We start from the raw sequence: 16445 nt of genomic DNA on the forward strand, positions 1-16445 counted from the left end.
CCCGTGAGGGGACTCGACACCCAGAACTGGAACGCGTTATTGTTCGTTCGAACGAACGGGGGAACGAATGGATGCTCGAACCAATCTGCGCGACCTGAAGGCGACCGTCGGAGCGCTCGACCGCGGCGAGACCACCTCCACGGATCTCGTCCGTGCGAGCCTCGACCGGATCGACGAGTCGCAGCCGCACCTCAACGCCTTCCGTGTCGTGCGCCGCACGGCCGCACTCGACGAGGCCCGCGAGGCCGACCGGCGCCGCGCGAGCGGCGAACGCCTGCCCCTGCTCGGGGTCCCCATCGCGATCAAGGACGACACCGACGTCGTCGGCGAGACGACGATGTTCGGGTGCGCCGGCACCTTCGCTCCGAAGGACACCGACGCCGAGGTCGTGTGCCGCCTGCGCGCCGCCGGAGCCGTGATCGTCGGTAAGACGCACTCCCCCGAACTCGGCCAGTGGCCGCTCACCGGTAGTGATGCGTTCGGGCACACCCGCAGCGCGTGGTCGCGCGACCACACCCCCGGCGGTTCGTCGGGCGGCAGCGCCGCCGCCGTCGCCGCCGGGCTCGTGCCGGCCGCGCTGGGATCCGACGGCGCCGGATCGGTCCGTATCCCTGCCTCGTGGTCGAATCTCGTCGGCATCAAGCCGCAGCGCGGCCGCATCTCCATGTGGCCCGACGCCGAGTCCTTCAACGGGCTGACCACGCACGGTCCCCTCGCCCGCACGGTCGCCGATGCGGCCCTGCTCCTCGATGTCGTGTCCGGCAACCATCCCGGCGACCGGCACACGTGCGCGCCACTCACCGTCTCCGACTCCGTGGGACGGGATCCGGGCAGGCTGAACATCGCCCTGTCGGTGAAGATCCCGTTCACCGCGACACCCACCCGCCTCGACGCCCGCGTCCGCACCCGCATCGCCGCGCTCGCCGCCGTGCTGCGCGATCTCGGACACGAGGTGACCCTCGCCGATCCCGACTACGGAATCCTCTTCGGGCTGAACTTCCTTCCGCGCTCCATGTCCGGCATCGAGGACTGGCTGCATCGCCTGCCCGATCCGTCTCTCCCCGACGTCCGCACCCGCGCCAACGCGCGCACCGGCCGCCTGCTCCACGGCTTTCCGCTACGCGCAGCACGCGCCGCCGAGCCGCGCCTGCACCGGCGGGTCGGCCGCATCTTCGACCGGTTCGACGTCGTGCTCGCCCCCACCACCGCCACACCGCCGCTACCGGTGACGGCGATCGACGGAATCGGCGGGTGGGCCACCGACAAGGTCATCACGGGCGCGTGCCCGTACGCGTGGCCGTGGAACGTGCTGGGCTGGCCCGCGGTCAACGTCCCGGCCGGATTCACCGAGGAGCGCCTGCCGGTGGGCGCCCAATTGCTCGGCCCGGAGAACTCCGAACCGCTCCTGGTGTCCCTCGCCTCGCAACTGGAGTCGGTGCTGCGCTGGCACGAGCACACCCGGGAGCAATGGTGGTGACCACGCGCGACGACACCCGCTCGCGGATCGTCCACGCCACCCTGCATCTCGTCGGAACCCACGGTGTCGCGGGCGTGACGAACCGGCGCATCGCGGCGCGCGCCGAGGTATCGCTGGGATCGATCACCTACCACTTCCCCACCCAGGCCGACCTGCTGCGGGCCGCCCTCGAGTTCTTCGTCGACGAGGAGACCGAGCGCCTGCGCGTACTCACCGATCGCTATCGCTCACAGGCGTTGTCGTTGACCGAAGCGGCGGAGATCACCGAGCGGGTCGCCCACGACCTGACCTTCACGGCCGAGCGCATCGCGCCCTTCGAACTGTACGTGCAGGCGGGACGCGACGACGAGCTACGGCAGGTCGCCGAGCGGTGCTGGCGCGCCTACGACGTGCTGGCCGTCTCCGTCCTCTCCGCCCTCGGTGTGCCGACACCGGAGACGATCGCCCCGACGGTCGTGGCCACCATCACCGGCCTGCAGCTGCGCCGCCTGTCGACGGGCACGGAGCCGGACCTGTCGGAGGCCGTCCTGCTGTTGCTGCAGGGAGCAGCGGCAGATCGCCGCTGAACCCCGCAGTACACGCGGCATCGGTCTCGGTGGTCGCGCAGAACTTCGGGCCGTGGTGACCGCGGACGACCTCGCGTCGGTGTGGCTCACCGGCCGGTCGCCACGTCCGCCCGACAGGGTGCCCGCAGCGAGCGTCAGAATCCCAGGCGGCCCAGCTGTTTGGGATCGCGCTGCCAGTCCTTCGCGACCTTCACGTGCAGGTCGAGATAGATCTTCACGCCGAGGAGCTTCTCGATCTGGGTGCGCGCGGCAGTGCCCACCTCGCGCAGCCGCGCGCCGCCCTTGCCGATCACGATGCCCTTCTGGCTCGGCCGCTCGACGTAGAGCAGGGCGTGCACGTCGAGCATCTCGCCCTGCTTCTCGGTGCGGCCCTCACGTTCCGTGATCTCTTCGATGACGACCGCGAGCGAGTGCGGCAGCTCGTCGCCGAGACCTTCGAGCGCGGCCTCACGGATGAGCTCGGCCATCAGGGTCTCCTCCGGCTCGTCGGTGAGCTCGCCGTCGGGATAGAAGGCCGGACCGGGTTCCATGTGCGAGACGAGGACGTCGATGAGGACCTCGACCTGCTCACCCGACGCCGCGGAGACGGGCACGACCTCGCAGTCCTCGCCGAGGAGCTTCGACACGGCGAGCAACTGCGCCGCGACCTGCTGCTTGCCGACCTTGTCGATCTTCGTCACGATGCCGACGACCGGGGTCTTCGGCGCCATGTGCCGCACCTGCTCCAGGATCCAGCGGTCGCCGGGGCCGATCTTCTCGTCGGCGGGGAAGCACATGCCGATCGCGTCGACCTCGGAGTAGGTGTCCTGCACCAGATCGTTCAGTCGCTGGCCGAGCAGGGTGCGCGGACGGTGCAGTCCTGGCGTGTCGACCAGGATGAGCTGCGCGTTGTCGCGGTGGACGATGCCGCGGATGGTGTGCCGGGTGGTCTGCGGACGCGACGAGGTGATCGCGATCTTGCTGCCCACGAGCGCGTTCGTGAGCGTCGACTTCCCCGTGTTGGGCCGGCCGACGAAACAGATGAAGCCGGAACGGAAGTCGGTGTCGGTCATGCATGCTCCTCGGTCGTGGCCGTATCGGTATCGCTGTGTTCTTCGTCGGGTGCCGCCCGCTGCACGTGGACGGTGCTCACACGCACCCGCCCGCGGACGTCCGGTCCGCCCTCACCGCGCAGCAGCAGGCCGTGGGTCCGTACCTCCGCGCCCGGCAGAGGAACTCGGCCGAGCTCGTAGCCGAGGAGTCCGCCGACCGTGTCGACCTCGTCGTCCTCGATGTCGATATCGAACAGTTCGCCGAGATCCTCGACGGGCAGTCGCGCCGAGACCCGGTAGGTGTCGTCGCCGAGATCCTCGACATCGGGAATCTCCCCGGTGTCGTATTCGTCGGCGATCTCACCGACGATCTCCTCGATGACGTCCTCGATCGTCACCAGGCCTGCGATGCCGCCGTATTCGTCGACGAGCACCGCCATGTGGTTGCGGTCGCGCTGCATGTCGGCGAGCAGATCGTCGAGGCGCTTCGAATCCGGCACGAACACCGCCGGTCGCATGACGTCGGCCACCGAGACGCTGCGCCCACCATCACGGTGGTAGTAGGTCTGCTTGACGAGATCCTTGAGGTAGACGACACCGCGGATGTCGTCGACGTTCTCGCCGATCACCGGGATCCGGGAGTGTCCGCTGCGGACCGCGAGCGAGGTGGCCTGACCGGCCGTCTTGGTCTCCTCGATCCACACCATCTCGGGACGCGGAACCATGATCTCGCGGGCGGTGGTGTCGCCGAAATCGAACACCGACTGGATCATCCGGCGTTCCTCGTCGGCCACGACTCCGCTCTCCTGCGCGAGGTCGACCAGTTCGCGCAGCTCGATCTCGTTGGCGAACGGGCCGTTCCGGAAACCGCGGCCGGGTGTGACGGCGTTACCCACGGCGATGAGGATCCGGCTGATCGGACCGAGCAGGACACCGAGGATCCGCAACGGACCGGTGGCCGCGAGCGCGATCGGGTAGGCGTGCTGGCGTCCGAGAGTGCGAGGGCCGACGCCGATCACGACGTAGTCGACGATCACCATCACCGCGGCGCCCACCACGAGCACCCACGTCCGGTCGAGGACGGCGAGCAGCGCACCGACGAGCACCACGGTGGCGGTGATCTCGCAGAGGATCCGCAGCAGCACCGTCAGATTGACGTAGCGGGGCCGATCGTCGAGCAGACCGAGCAGGCGCCGCGCACCGGTCCGGCCCTCTTTCGCCAGTTCCTCGGCGCGCGCAGCGGATACGGTGTTCAGGGCGGAATCGACGGCGGCGAACAGACCGCCGAGCACCACCAGGACGACCGCCAGGACGACGAGGGGCACGGTACTCACGCGACCGTCACTCCCCCGGCCGGCGTCGTCCGATCAGGTGGGTTCGTACTGTCGCCGCTCATGATTCGGGAGTGTCGACGAAACCGGCCTTGCCCAGCAGCTTCCGATCGCGGGCGGCGAGGAGTGCCTCCTGCTCGGCGCGCCGGATCTCCTCGTACCACTCGGCGAGGAGCTGATTCTGTAGGCCGAACATCTCCTTCTCCTCCTCCGGCTCGGCATGGTCGTAGCCCAGGAGGTGGAGCATGCCGTGCACGGTGAGCAGGGCGAGCTCGTGGTCCACCGGGTGACCGGCCTTGACCGCCTGGTCTGCGGCGAACTGCGGACACAGCACGATGTCGCCGAGCATCGACGGGCCCGGCTCCGGAGCGTCGGGACGTCCGCCGGGCTCGAGTTCGTCCATGGGGAACGACATCACATCGGTGGGGCCGGGCAGGTCCATCCACCGCACGTGCAGATCGGCCATGGTGTCGAGGTCCACGAGCACCATCGACAACTCCGCCGCCGGATGCACATCCATCCGGGCGATCACGAAGCGAGCGACGTCGAGGAGTTCCTCCTCCGAGACGTCCATGCCCGATTCGTTCGAGATCTCGATGCTCATGACTGGAGTTCCTTCTGCACGACGGTATTCGGTTGATCTACAAGGGGGTTCATCGACGCTGCACCCGCTGCGCGCGGCGCTGGGCGCGGTTGCCGGAAATCCCGTCGCCGTCGCGGCCGGCCTCGAAACGACCGTAGGCGTCGACGATGTCGGAGACGAGCCGGTGCCGCACGACGTCGCTGCTGTCGAGTCGCGCGATGTGGATGTCGTCGATGCCGTCGAGGATCTCGGTGGCGGCGGCGAGACCCGAGCGGGCACCGCCGGGCAGGTCGATCTGCGTGATGTCGCCGGTCACGACGATCTTGGAGCCGAAGCCCAGGCGCGTGAGGAACATCTTCATCTGCTCGGCCGTGGTGTTCTGCGCCTCGTCGAGGATGATGAACGCGTCATTGAGGGTCCGGCCCCGCATGAATGCCAGGGGCGCAACCTCGATCACCCCGGCCTGCATGAGCTTCGGGATCGCCTCCGGATCCATCATGTCGTGCAATGCGTCGTGCAGCGGACGCAGATAGGGGTCGATCTTCTCGTACAGGGTGCCCGGCAGGAAGCCGAGTCGCTCCCCGGCCTCGACGGCGGGTCGGGTGAGGATGATGCGGTTGACCTGCTTGGTCTGCAGCGCCTGCACGGCCTTCGCCATGGCGAGATAGGTCTTGCCCGTACCGGCGGGGCCGATGCCGAAGACGATGGTGTGAGCATCGATGGCGTCGACGTACCGCTTCTGGTTCAGGGTCTTGGGCCGGATCGTCTTCCCGCGACGCGACAGGATGTCGAGGCTGAGCACGTCGGCCGGCGACTCGGAGAGCCCCTGGGTGAGCATGCCCACGGTGCGGCGCACGGCGTCGGGGGTGAGCGGCTGACCGCGTCGGACGAGGGTGACGAGTTCGGCGAGCGCGCGTTCGGCGAGCGCGACGTCGGCGGGTGCACCGGTCAGCGTGACGGTGTTGCCCCGCACGTGGATGTCCGCCGCCAGGAGGGCCTCGAGGGCGATCAGGTTCTCGTCCGCAGCTCCGAGCAGGGGCGCTGCGGCCTCCGACGGGAGGTCCAGGCTCGATCGGACCGTGGTCGGTTCGAGTTCGGCGGGCTCGTGGGGTCGGTCTGGTTCACTCACGTGGACGGTACGTCCTGCTTTCGGTTCGGCTCGTGCACGACGGTCGTCGTGTTCGTGCCAGTCTAGCGCCGGGCGGGGCGTACCCTCCCGCAACAGTGCGTTTCACCGGGCTTCGGTGCCCCCGTCTCCCGAGGTGGCCTCCGCGAGCCATCGCCGCGCCTCGGCGAGGACGGCCGGTGCCCGATCGGGTGAGACCCCGGCCAGCACGAGGTTGCCGAGCACGATCGTGTCGCCCGAGTCGTCCACCAGACCGAGGTTGGCCTGCTCGAGCGTGGCCATCGTCAGGCCTTCCATCATCCCGACCAGCACCGGCGCCGGAAGGTAGTCGGAGAACTGCCCCTGCGCGAGGCCACGTTCGACGAGCCCGAGGACGCGTGAGCGCACCGGCGCGACGAGTTCGGCGATGCGTTGCTCACCCACCTCCTTGCGCGCGAACGAGAGCAGCACGCGATAGCGGTCGCCGATCGGCCAGGTCCGCAGCCCCTCCACCGCGAGGGCGACCTCGGGGTCCTCCGGTTCGGGGTGGTCGAGGGCCTCGGCGAGCGCGGTCGAGGCGTCGTCGACGATCCCCTCGACGAGCGCTTCCCGGTTGGGGAAGTGCGCGTACACCGTGCGGCGGACCACGCCCGCGGCCTTCGCGACATCGTCCATGCTCGCGTCGAAGTCGGTGGCGAAACACATCACTGCCGCATCGAGTATGCGCATGCGGTTCGCGATGAATCGGGTTCGTGGCCGAGTGACCGAGTTCTCCACGTTCTTCGCCCTCTTCCTACTGACTGTGATCTGTCTTTCATTTTAGTTGCACACGGATGTGCAGCTGGGTAACTTGCACAGCGCCGTGCAGAACGGGGGTCCGTCCCCGTCCACCCAGCACCCCGAGGAGAGCCCGATGACCACTGCTGTCACCCGATCGGAAGGGAGCGCGGCGAAGGAACCCTACCGGCTGCGCTGGGCAGGACTCGCGGTGCTGTGCCTGAGCCTGCTCATCGTCGTGATGGCGAACACCTCACTCATCGTCGCAGCGCCCGGAATGCTGCGCGACCTGCAGCTCACCAGCGCCGACATGCAGTGGATCATCGACGGCTACACCGTCCCCTACGCCGCGCTGATGCTGCTGTTCGGCGTGCTCGGCGACCGGTACGGCCGTCGACGCGCGCTGCTGGCAGGCCTGGCGGGGTTCGCCGCGGGGGCGGTGTACGGATCGCTCGCCGACAGCGCGGGTGATGTGATCGTCGCGCGCATCGTCATGGGTGTGGGCGCCGCCGTCATCATGCCCGCAACGCTGTCGCTGCTCGTCGCGATGTTCCCCCCGCGCGAGCGTGCCCGGGCGATCGCCGCATGGGCGGCCACCTCGGGCCTCGCCATCGCCCTCGGCCCACTGCTCGCCGGATGGCTCCTCGAATCGAACTCGTGGGGGTCGACCTTCCTCATCAACGTACCGATCGCGGCGCTCGCCGCCCTCGCCGCCCTGATCCTCGTGCCCGCATCGAAGGCCGACGATCTCACCCGCACCGATTGGATCGGCGGCGCCCTGTCGGTCCTCGCCCTCGGCGGGATCGTCTACGCGATCATCGAAGGCTTCCACTTCGGTTGGGGCACCGGGGTGATCGCGACCACGGTCGGTTCGGTGGTTGTCGCGGTTCTCTTCGTCGTGTGGGAACTGCGCCATCCCCGGCCGCTGCTGGATCTGCACCGTGTCGCGGACCGGACCGTCGGCGGTGCCTGCGTCGCCGTGCTGTTGCTCTTCCTCGTCGCGTTCGGAGCCATCTACTTCGTCTCCCAGCAGTTCCAGTTCGTGCTGGGCTACGGCCCCCTCGAGACGGGGCTGCGTCTGCTCCCCCTTGCGGCGACGGTCTCGCTGGGTGCGGCGCTGAGCGGCCGGCTCGCCCCTCGCCTGGGCGCGCGGCTCCTCGTGGGCGCGGGCATGATCGCCGCAGCGGCAGGCATCCTCGCCCTCACCGTCACGGACACCGGCTCCGGCTTCACACCCTTCCTCATCTCGTTGCTGCTACTGGGGCTGGGCATCGGCCTGGCCACACCCCCGTCCACCGACCTCGTCATGGGCGGCTTCCCCGACTCGGATCTCGGATCGGCGGGCGGATTGAACGACACCGCAGTGGAATTCGGCGGTTCACTGGGCATCGCCGTACTCGGCTCGATCCTCGCGACCACCTATCACCGCGAGATCTCCGGTTTCCTCGACGGATTCCCGATGGCAGATCTGACGGGCCCGATGGCCGAGCAGGCGGCGATGGCGATCGAGGCGGCCGGCGACTCGGTGGGCGGTGCGGCGATCGTCGCGGAGGAACTCGCAGCCCATCCGTTCGCGGCGTCGTACGCGCAGCCTCTGCTCGACGCGTCGTCCGCAGCGTTCGCGCAGGCGATCTCGTCCGCGAGCCTCGTCGCCGGTATCGTCCTGCTCGTCGGCGCCGCGGCGGTCACGGCGCTACTCCCCCGCGGGCTCCCCGCCCGCTCCCGCAGCGATGCCGAGGTCGGCGACTGACGGAGCGGTGAGCAGTTCGAGCGATCGCTCCCAGGAGCGGGTCGTGCGGTTCAGGAAGGCGACATGGTCGTCGCCGTCGAACAGTTCCAGCGACACCGGATCTCCCGCTGTCGCGGCCACCTCGGCGTAGCGGTGCGCCACACTCACCGGAACCTGCTCGTCGGTGGTGCCGTGCAGCACCGCGACCGGCACACCGATCGGCACCCGGTGCGTGGGTGAGGCGGAGCGGTAACGCTCCGGCTCATCCGTGTAGGACGCGCCGAAGAGCGCCTCGAATGCGTGCACACGGCGGCCTCGCTCCCCGGGCGTGACGAGGTCGAGTGCTCCTGCCTGCGAGACCACGAATTCCGGCCGCACCGATGTGTTCTCACCGGCGAGCCACACCGCCAGCTGACCTCCCGCCGAATGACCGACGAGCCGGACACGGTCGACGTCGATCTCGATGCCGGCGCGCTGCGCGTGCGGAACGACCTCGGTGAAGATCGTCTCGAACGCCGCAACCACGTCGGCGGACATCTCCTCCCACGCGCCACCGGCCTCGAGTCGCCGGTACTCGACGTTCCACGCCACCACACCGCGACGAGCGAGGTCGACGGCGAGCGCCGTGCCCAAGGTGAGTCGGTAGCGACCGTGCCACGAACCCCCGTGGACGACCATGACGACGGGAACGGGCCCCGTCACGGTCTCGAGGTCGGGCAGGAAGACGTGCCCGAACTGCTGCGAGTGGGCGCCGTAGGCGATTCTGGTGCGAGCCAAGAGGAATTCCTTCAGTGCAGAGGGTCGGGACCCGCACGCGGTCCCTCAGTACAGAGAGCCGGAACCCGCACGCGGTCCCTAGTGCAGCGGCCGGGTGCGCCACCGGTCGGTGAGCACGCCGATCGCTCCGAGTGCAACGGCCGCCGCGGTCGAGGTACGCAGCACCGTGGGGCCGAGACCGACGGCCACCGCCCCCGCGTCGACGAGAGCGTGGACCTCCGCGTCGTCGAGTCCGCCTTCGGGACCGACGATCAGCGTCAGCGAATCGGCGTCGCCCACCGGCAGGTCGGCGAAGGGAGTGGTCGCGGATTCGTGCAGCACCGCGACGACGTCACCGCGCTCGACGGCCGACCGCACACGGGCGACGACCTCGGAAGTGCGGTGCAGCGCGTCGACCGTGGGCACGTGCGCACGCCGCGACTGTTTGGCCGCCGAGGTCGCAACAGCCTGCCACTTGGCAACACCCTTGTCCGCCTTGGCATCCCATCGTGCCACGCACCGCGCCGACTGCCACGGCACGAACTCGTCGGCTCCGGCCTCGGTGGCCAGTTCGACGGCGAGTTCGGACCGGTCGGACTTCGGCAACGCCTGCACGACCGTCACACTCGGACGCGGCGGGGCGACGGCGCGACGACCGAGCACGAGGGCTTCGAGCCGATCCTTCGCCACCGCGGTGACCTCGACGTCGGCGACCCCACCCGCACCGTCGGACAACACGAGCCGTTCGCCGACCGCGATGCGACGGACCGTGGCGGCGTGCCGGCCCTCCTTGCCGTCGAGCACGGCCGTCTGCCCTTCGGCGGGCAGCGGGTCGAGGTAGAACAGTGTCGCGGCCACCCGGGCGACCTAACGGGCGCTGAACGCGTCGCGCAGACGCGAGAACAGGCCGCCGGAGTTCTGCGAACCGGTCGTCACGACCTCGACACGCTCGCGGTCGCTGTGCCGGCGCAGATCCTCGAGCAGCTTGGTCTGCTTGTGATCGATCCGGGTGGGCACCACGACCTCGAGATGGGCGTGCAGATCGCCGCGCGTGCCCGACCGCAGCTTCGGCATGCCGTGACCGCGCAGCACCGAGACCGAACCGGGCTGGGTGCCGGGATCGACGGTGATCTCGATGGGGCCGTCGAGGATCGTGTCGACCGTCACCGCAGTGCCGAGCGCCGCGTCGACCATGGGCACCCGGATGGTGCAGTGCAGATCGTCGCCGTCGCGGACGAAGACCTCGTGCTGCTGTTCGAGCACCTCGACGTAGAGATCGCCGGCGGGACCACCGCCGGGGCCGACCTCGCCCTGGGCCGCGAGGCGGATGCGCATGCCGTTGCCCACACCGGCAGGCACCTTGACGGTGATCTCACGGCGGGCGCGCACGCGACCGTCGCCGCCGCACTTCCGGCAGGGGTCCGGGATGGTCTCGCCGACACCGCGGCAGGTCGGGCAGGGCCGGGACGTCATGACCTGGCCGAGGAAGGAGCGCTGCACCGACTGGACCTCGCCGGCACCACCGCAGGTCTCGCATCGCACGGGCTTCGAGTCGCCGTGGGTACCGGAACCGGTGCACGCATCGCACAGGATCGCGGTGTCGACGGTGACCGTCTTGGTGACGCCACGAGCGCATTCCTCGAGGGTCAGCCGGGTGCGGAGCAGCGAGTCGGCGCCGGGCTGGACGCGGCCGCGCGGGCCGCGGGATCCGCCTGCCCCGCCACCGAAGAACGCCTCGAAGACGTCGCCGAGTCCGCCACCGAAGCCGGCGCCCCCGAAGCCACCGGCGCCGCCGCCACCGGGTTCGAGCGGATCGCCGCCGAGGTCGACGATGCGTCGCTTCTCGGGATCCGACAGCACCTCGTAGGCGGCCGAGATCTCCTGGAAACGCTTCTGCGCCGACTCGTCGGGGTTCACGTCGGGGTGGTGCTCGCGCGCCAACTTGCGGTACGCCCGTTTGATCTCCTGGTCGGTCGCGTTCTTGGACACGCCGAGCGTCCCGTAGTAGTCCCGTGCCACGTTTCGTTCTCGTCCTTACTTCGTTCTACACAGAAAATGGACGGTGCTCAGCGCTCGCCGAGCACCTCACCGATATATCTCGCAACGGTAGCCACCGATGCGATGGTTCCCGGATAGTCCATCCGGGTGGGGCCGAGCACTCCCAGACCACCGAAGACCGTACCTGCGGCACCGTAGCCGGTGGACACGACGGAGGTGGTGCGCATCTCCTCGAACTGGGTCTCCTCACCGATGCGGACGGTGACCCGGCCGGCGTCCTGGCTGGACGCGAGCAGCTTCAGCACCACCACCTGCTCCTCGAGCGCTTCGAGGACCGTGCGCAACGATCCCGGCACGATCCCGTGGCCGTCGAAGTCCGCGGCGTTGCGGGTGAGGTTGGCGGTGCCGCCGAGCACGAGGCGTTCCTCGGGATGCTCGACGAGGGTTTCCACCAGCACCGTGGTGCACCGGATGAGCGCGTCGCGCAGATCCTCCGGCGCGTTGTCGGCGAGTTCGGTGACCGCGACGGACGCGGCAGCGAGCCGCTTGCCGGCCAGCGCCCCGCCGAGCAGCTCACGCAGTCGCGACAGACCGTCCTCGTCGATCACGTCGCCGAGTTCGACGATCCGCTGATCCACGCGACCCGAATCGGTGATGAGCACGAGCAGCAGCCGCGCCGGTGTCAGCCCGACCACCTCGAGGTGTCGCACGGACGACGCCGAGAGCGTCGGGTACTGCACGACCGCGACCTGACGGGTGAGCTGTGCGAGCAGACGCACCGCGCGCCGCAGCACATCGTCGAGGTCGACACCGGATTCGAGGAACTGCAGGATCGCGCGACGCTCGGCCGACGAGAGCGGCTTGACCTCCGCGATCCTGTCGACGAACTGGCGGTAGCCCTTGTCGGTGGGTACACGCCCGGAACTCGTGTGGGTCTGTGTGATGTATCCCTCGGCTTCGAGCACAGCCATGTCGTTGCGGACCGTGGCGCTGGATACACCGAGATTGTGCCGGTCGACGAGAGTCTTGGAGCCGATCGGCTCCTTGGTGGACACATAATCCGCCACGATGGCGCGCAAGACCTTGAATCTCCGCTCCTCGGTACTCGACAACCCGCCACCTCCGTTTCCGCCGCCTGCAGGACCGCACCTCTCGGGGCCGTACCCTGCCAGTCTAATCGCGCGAGGACCGTGCAGGTGTCGGGCACGTGCGCGACACCACCCCGGCACCGGACGCGACGCCGGCAGCGTGTTCCCCGTAATGTGTTCGCATGATCTTCAAGGGCGTCCGGGACGGCAAGCCGTATCCCGATCACGGACTGTCTCTGCGCGACTGGTCGAGGATTCCGCCCCGTCAGGTGCGCCTCGACGAAATCGTCACGACCACGAAGGTTCTCGAACTCGACCGGCTGTTGTCGGAGGATTCGACCTTCTACGGCGATCTGTTCCCGCACGCCGTCCAGTGGCAGGGCGTGCTGTATCTCGAGGACGGGCTCCACCGGGCGGTGCAGTCCGCGCTGCGGAACCGGCCGGTGATGCACGTCCGGGTGTTCGAGTACGACCTGTTGATTCCCGGTGGCGCTTCCGATCCGGGTGCCGAGGTTCGGGGCACGTCTCCCGCGTAGCCGGATCAGGAGTGGACTCACTCCGTTTCGACCGATGTCCGACGGAGCGACCGAGCTCGGGCCGCGACCGGGAAGCAGTGGGCACGGACGAGCCGGCTAGGTGAGGATCGAGCGGACCACCGCGTCGGCCAGCAGCCTGCCCCGGTCGGTCAGCACGAGATGGTCGTCGTGCACCACCGCGAGACCGTCCGCGATCACCGTCTCCGCCGCCTCGCGCTCCTCGGCGTCGAGCACGGCGAGCGGCAGGCCCGTGCGCAGCCGGACGGTGAGCATCACGAGTTCGGTGTGCCGGTCCTCGGCCGTGAGGTGTTCGCTGCCCGCCACGGGCAGGACACCGTCGGCGAGGGTCGACGCGTAGCGGGCGGGGTGCTTGACGTTCCACCAGCGCACGCCGCCGACGTGACTGTGCGCCCCCGGTCCGGCACCCCACCAATCGCCACCGTCCCAGTAGCCGAGGTTGTGGGCGCAGCGCGCCGACGGATCGTCGGCCTTCGCCCAGTTGGACACCTCGTACCAGGTCATACCCGCCTCGGCGAGTCGTGCGTCGATCCGTTCGTACCGCGTGGCGAGCACATCGTCGTCCGGTGCGGGCAGCTCGCCGCGACGCACACGGCGCGCGAGCGCGGTGCCGTCCTCGACGATGAGCGCGTACGCCGAGACGTGGTCGACGCCCGCCTCGAGCACCGCGTCGAGGGAGGCGTCGAGGTCGGCGTCGCGCTCGCCCGGTGTGCCGTAGATCAGATCGAGGTTGACATGGTCGAAACCGGCGGCGCGCGCTTCCTTCGCCGCCGCGACCGGCCGCCCGGGTGTGTGGGTGCGGTCGAGAACCGCCAGCACGTGCGGCGCGGCGGACTGCATGCCCAGCGACACGCGGGTGTATCCGGCCTCCCGGATGGCCGAGAAGAACTGCGTGGAGGTGGATTCGGGGTTGGATTCGGTGGTCACCTCGGCGCCGGGCGCCAGTCCGAACGAGTCGCGGATCGCGTCGAGCACCTGCGCGAGCCCGTCCGCGCCGAGCAGCGAGGGGGTGCCGCCGCCGACGAAGACCGTCTCGGCGGCGGGCGCCTGTCGTCCGGTGTCCGAGAGCAACCGGGCGCCGGCGTCGAGTTCGCGGCGCAGACCCTCGAGCCAGGACTGCGGTGAGGCGGCGCTGCCGAGCTCACCGGCCGTGTAGGTGTTGAAATCGCAGTAGCCGCAGCGGGTCGCGCAGAAGGGCACGTGCACGTACACCCCGAACGGTCGCGTCCCCACCCCCGCGAGCGCCGGAGCGGGAAGTTCGAGACCGGCCGGACGACCCGCGATACCGATTTCCGTGCCGGTGCGCCGACCGATCTCCGTGGTGTTCACGACCCCAGTCTTCCAGAGAGCCGGAGGGCACCTCCGCGCGCGAGCCCCCTACCTCGACATTTCCCGAAAATCGGGTGGAAATACCGGCCACAATTCGGAATCGCCCCGGTGACATGGCACAATGGTCGGCATGACAGGACCCGGAGTGCGACTCGTGGCGCGACGCCACGTCGACTTCAAGCGCGTCTGCGCGTCCTGCTGTCTGCCTTGCGCCGCTCGTCTCTGCGCCGACTGTTCCTAGTCGGCACTCCCCGGCACATCCCAGATCCCGCCGGGTCGAAGCATGCGTGCACGAGGTTCAGCCCCCTCCTGCGCTCGCCGATCCGGTTCCAGCGAACATCAGGAGACCCTGTATGTCGTCGACCACCGACGTCACTCCCGCCGACGAGTCGGCCAAGCCCGCACGTCGCGCTGCGCGACCTGCCACCCGCCGCTCCGAGGGACAGTGGGCCCTCGGTTACCGGGAGCCGCTCAACGCGAACGAGCAAGCGAAGAAGGACGACAACCCGCTCAATGTCCGTCGGCGTATCGAGGATATCTACGCGCACACCGGTTTCGACGGCATCGACAAGAGCGACCTGCGCGGCCGGTTCCGCTGGTGGGGTCTGTACACCCAGCGCGAGCAGGGCTACGACGGCACCTACACCGGCGACGAGAACCTCGACCTGCTCGAGGCGAAGTACTTCATGATGCGGGTGCGCTGCGACGCCGGCGCCCTGAATGTGACCCAGCTGCGGACGATCGCCGGTATCTCCACCGAGTTCGGCCGCGACACCGCCGACCTGTCCGACCGCCAGAACGTCCAGTACCACTGGATCGAGGTCGAGAACGTCCCGGAGATCTGGCGGCGTCTCGAATCGGTCGGCCTGAAGACCACCGAGGCGTGCGGCGACTGCCCCCGCGTCGTACTCGGTTCACCGCTCGCCGGTGAGTCCCTCGACGAGATCATCGACGGCACCCCGGCGATCGACGAGATCGTGCGCCGCTACATCGGCAACCCCGAGTACTCGAACCTGCCGCGCAAGTTCAAGACCGCGATCTCCGGCCAGCAGGACGTCGTGCACGAGATCAACGACGTCGCCTTCATCGGCGTCGAGCACCCCGAGCACGGTCCCGGTTTCGATTTGTGGGTCGGCGGCGGTCTGTCCACCAACCCGATGCTCGCGCAACGGGTCGGCGCGTGGATCCCGCTGCACGAGGTCGCCGACGTGTGGGAGGGCGTCGTCGCGATCTTCCGCGACTACGGCTACCGCCGGTTGCGGTCCAAGGCGCGCCTGAAGTTCCTCATCAAGGACTGGGGCATCGAGAAGTTCCGCAAGGTGCTCGAGACCGAGTACCTGAAGCGTCCGCTGATCGACGGCCCGGCCCCGGCCGCTCCCGAGCGTCCGATCGACCACGTCGGCGTCCAGAAGCTGCGCAACGGCCTCAACGCCGTGGGGGTCGCGCCGATCGCCGGCCGTGTCTCGGGCACGATCCTGTCCGCAGTGGCCGACGCCGCCGAGCGGGCGGGCTCCGACCGGATCCGGTTCACGCCCTACCAGAAGCTCATCGTGCTCGACGTCGCCGACGACAAGGTCGAGCAGCTCGTCACCGAGCTCGAGGCGCTGGGTCTGCCGGCCTCGCCGTCGCCGTGGCGCAAGAATCTCATGGCCTGCACGGGAATCGAGTTCTGCAAGCTGTCCTTCGTCGAGACACGCAAGCGTTCGCAGGCCCTGGTGCCCGAACTCGAGGAGCGGCTCGCCGACATCAACGCGCAGCTCGACGTTCCGGTCACGATCAACATCAACGGCTGCCCCAACTCGTGCGCGCGTTCCCAGATCGCCGACATCGGCTTCAAGGGCCAGCTCGTCGACGACGGTGAGGGCAACCAGGTCGAGGGATTCCAGGTGCATCTCGGCGGTGCGTTGGGCTTCGACGCGAAGTTCGGGCGCAAGCTGCGCCAGCACAAGGTCACCAGCGCCGAACTCGGCGACTACATCGAGCGGGTGGTGCGCACCTTCGTCAAGGAGCGCACCGAGGGCGAGCGTTTCGGCGAATGGGCCGTCCGGGCCGAGGAGGCCGACCTGCGATGACCGGCACTGTTGCAGCGGTCGACACGAAGACGGATCGGGAAGGGACGCG

At 69.1% G+C, this 16445-nt stretch carries 15 protein-coding genes; 5 read left to right on the forward strand and 10 right to left on the reverse strand.

Going from position 1 to position 16445, the window contains the following annotated elements:
- The first annotated feature begins 67 nt into the window (after positions 1-67).
- Positions 68-1477 (forward strand): amidase, encoded by a 1410-nt coding sequence (locus EQ874_RS06400; protein ID WP_129976299.1) that lies wholly within the window; start codon positions 68-70, stop codon positions 1475-1477.
- Positions 1468-2043, forward strand: a complete 576-nt coding sequence (locus tag EQ874_RS06405) for a TetR/AcrR family transcriptional regulator (protein ID WP_129976301.1) — start codon at positions 1468-1470, stop codon at positions 2041-2043. Before EQ874_RS06400 ends, EQ874_RS06405 begins: the two co-directional genes overlap by 10 nt.
- 134 nt (positions 2044-2177) lie before the next feature.
- Here the strand turns inward: EQ874_RS06405 and era are convergent, their stop codons facing one another.
- The 5 genes from era to EQ874_RS06430 form a co-directional block, all read right to left on the reverse strand.
- Entirely contained in the window at positions 2178-3095 is a 918-nt protein-coding gene (gene era, locus EQ874_RS06410) for a GTPase Era (RefSeq protein ID WP_016933439.1), read from the reverse strand.
- Positions 3092-4408: a hemolysin family protein gene (locus EQ874_RS06415; protein WP_016933438.1), complete on the reverse strand. Its 1317-nt coding sequence runs from the start codon at positions 4406-4408 to the stop codon at positions 3092-3094. Before EQ874_RS06415 ends, era begins: the two co-directional genes overlap by 4 nt.
- Before the next feature lie 58 nt (positions 4409-4466).
- On the reverse strand, positions 4467-5009 hold the full coding sequence (gene ybeY / locus EQ874_RS06420; RefSeq protein ID WP_016933437.1) for an rRNA maturation RNase YbeY: 543 nt from the start codon (positions 5007-5009) through the stop codon (positions 4467-4469).
- A gap of 49 nt (positions 5010-5058) precedes the next feature.
- Positions 5059-6117, reverse strand: coding sequence for a PhoH family protein (locus tag EQ874_RS06425; protein WP_129976303.1), 1059 nt, complete (start codon positions 6115-6117; stop codon positions 5059-5061).
- 102 nt (positions 6118-6219) lie between these two features.
- The gene (locus EQ874_RS06430; protein WP_016933435.1) at positions 6220-6822 is read right to left on the reverse strand and encodes a TetR/AcrR family transcriptional regulator; all 603 of its coding nucleotides are present in this window, start codon (positions 6820-6822) and stop codon (positions 6220-6222) included.
- Positions 6823-7006: 184 nt separating this feature from the next.
- Between EQ874_RS06430 and EQ874_RS06435 the strand changes: the two genes are divergently transcribed.
- Positions 7007-8620, forward strand: a complete 1614-nt coding sequence (locus EQ874_RS06435; protein ID WP_129976307.1) for an MFS transporter — start codon at positions 7007-7009, stop codon at positions 8618-8620.
- Here EQ874_RS06435 and EQ874_RS06440 read toward each other — a convergent pair.
- From EQ874_RS06440 to hrcA, 4 genes are all read right to left on the reverse strand, one after another.
- Positions 8564-9376 carry a prolyl oligopeptidase family serine peptidase gene (locus tag EQ874_RS06440; RefSeq protein WP_129976309.1) on the reverse strand — a complete coding sequence of 271 codons (813 nt, stop codon included), beginning with the start codon at positions 9374-9376 and terminating at the stop codon, positions 8564-8566. The genes EQ874_RS06435 and EQ874_RS06440 overlap by 57 nt on opposite strands.
- A 78-nt stretch (positions 9377-9454) precedes the next feature.
- On the reverse strand, positions 9455-10213 hold the full coding sequence (locus EQ874_RS06445; protein WP_129976311.1) for a 16S rRNA (uracil(1498)-N(3))-methyltransferase: 759 nt from the start codon (positions 10211-10213) through the stop codon (positions 9455-9457).
- A 9-nt stretch (positions 10214-10222) separates the two neighbouring features.
- Entirely contained in the window at positions 10223-11374 is a 1152-nt protein-coding gene (gene dnaJ, locus EQ874_RS06450) for a molecular chaperone DnaJ (protein WP_016933789.1), read from the reverse strand.
- Between the two features lie 47 nt (positions 11375-11421).
- Positions 11422-12465, reverse strand: coding sequence for a heat-inducible transcriptional repressor HrcA (gene hrcA, locus EQ874_RS06455; protein ID WP_129976312.1), 1044 nt, complete (start codon positions 12463-12465; stop codon positions 11422-11424).
- Between the two features lie 158 nt (positions 12466-12623).
- On the opposite strand from hrcA, the gene EQ874_RS06460 reads away from it, so the two are divergent.
- Positions 12624-12977 carry a type II toxin-antitoxin system VapB family antitoxin gene (locus EQ874_RS06460; RefSeq protein WP_016933791.1) on the forward strand — a complete coding sequence of 118 codons (354 nt, stop codon included), beginning with the start codon at positions 12624-12626 and terminating at the stop codon, positions 12975-12977.
- Between the two features lie 96 nt (positions 12978-13073).
- Here the strand turns inward: EQ874_RS06460 and hemW are convergent, their stop codons facing one another.
- Positions 13074-14285 carry a radical SAM family heme chaperone HemW gene (hemW, locus tag EQ874_RS06465; protein ID WP_242496687.1) on the reverse strand — a complete coding sequence of 404 codons (1212 nt, stop codon included), beginning with the start codon at positions 14283-14285 and terminating at the stop codon, positions 13074-13076.
- Positions 14286-14677: 392 nt separating this feature from the next.
- Between hemW and EQ874_RS06470 the strand changes: the two genes are divergently transcribed.
- Positions 14678-16396: a nitrite/sulfite reductase gene (locus tag EQ874_RS06470; protein WP_129976314.1), complete on the forward strand. Its 1719-nt coding sequence runs from the start codon at positions 14678-14680 to the stop codon at positions 16394-16396.
- The last annotated feature ends 49 nt before the right edge of the window (positions 16397-16445 follow it).

This window comes from Rhodococcus sp. Q1 (assembly GCF_004153645.1).
Taxonomy (GTDB): Bacteria; Actinomycetota; Actinomycetes; order Mycobacteriales; family Mycobacteriaceae; genus Rhodococcus; species Rhodococcus gordoniae.

What these genes read in the sequence shown, in the direction of transcription:
- EQ874_RS06400 (WP_129976299.1), top strand. Translation starts at nt 68, where the DNA reads ATGGATGCTCGAACCAATCTGCGCGACCTGAAGGCGACCGTCGGAGCG.
- EQ874_RS06405 (WP_129976301.1), top strand. Translation starts at nt 1,468, where the DNA reads ATGGTGGTGACCACGCGCGACGACACCCGCTCGCGGATCGTCCACGCC.
- era (WP_016933439.1), bottom strand. Translation starts at nt 3,095, where the DNA reads ATGACCGACACCGACTTCCGTTCCGGCTTCATCTGTTTCGTCGGCCGG.
- ybeY (WP_016933437.1), bottom strand. Translation starts at nt 5,009, where the DNA reads ATGAGCATCGAGATCTCGAACGAATCGGGCATGGACGTCTCGGAGGAG.
- EQ874_RS06430 (WP_016933435.1), bottom strand. Translation starts at nt 6,822, where the DNA reads ATGCGCATACTCGATGCGGCAGTGATGTGTTTCGCCACCGACTTCGAC.
- EQ874_RS06435 (WP_129976307.1), top strand. Translation starts at nt 7,007, where the DNA reads ATGACCACTGCTGTCACCCGATCGGAAGGGAGCGCGGCGAAGGAACCC.
- EQ874_RS06460 (WP_016933791.1), top strand. Translation starts at nt 12,624, where the DNA reads ATGATCTTCAAGGGCGTCCGGGACGGCAAGCCGTATCCCGATCACGGA.
- EQ874_RS06470 (WP_129976314.1), top strand. Translation starts at nt 14,678, where the DNA reads ATGTCGTCGACCACCGACGTCACTCCCGCCGACGAGTCGGCCAAGCCC.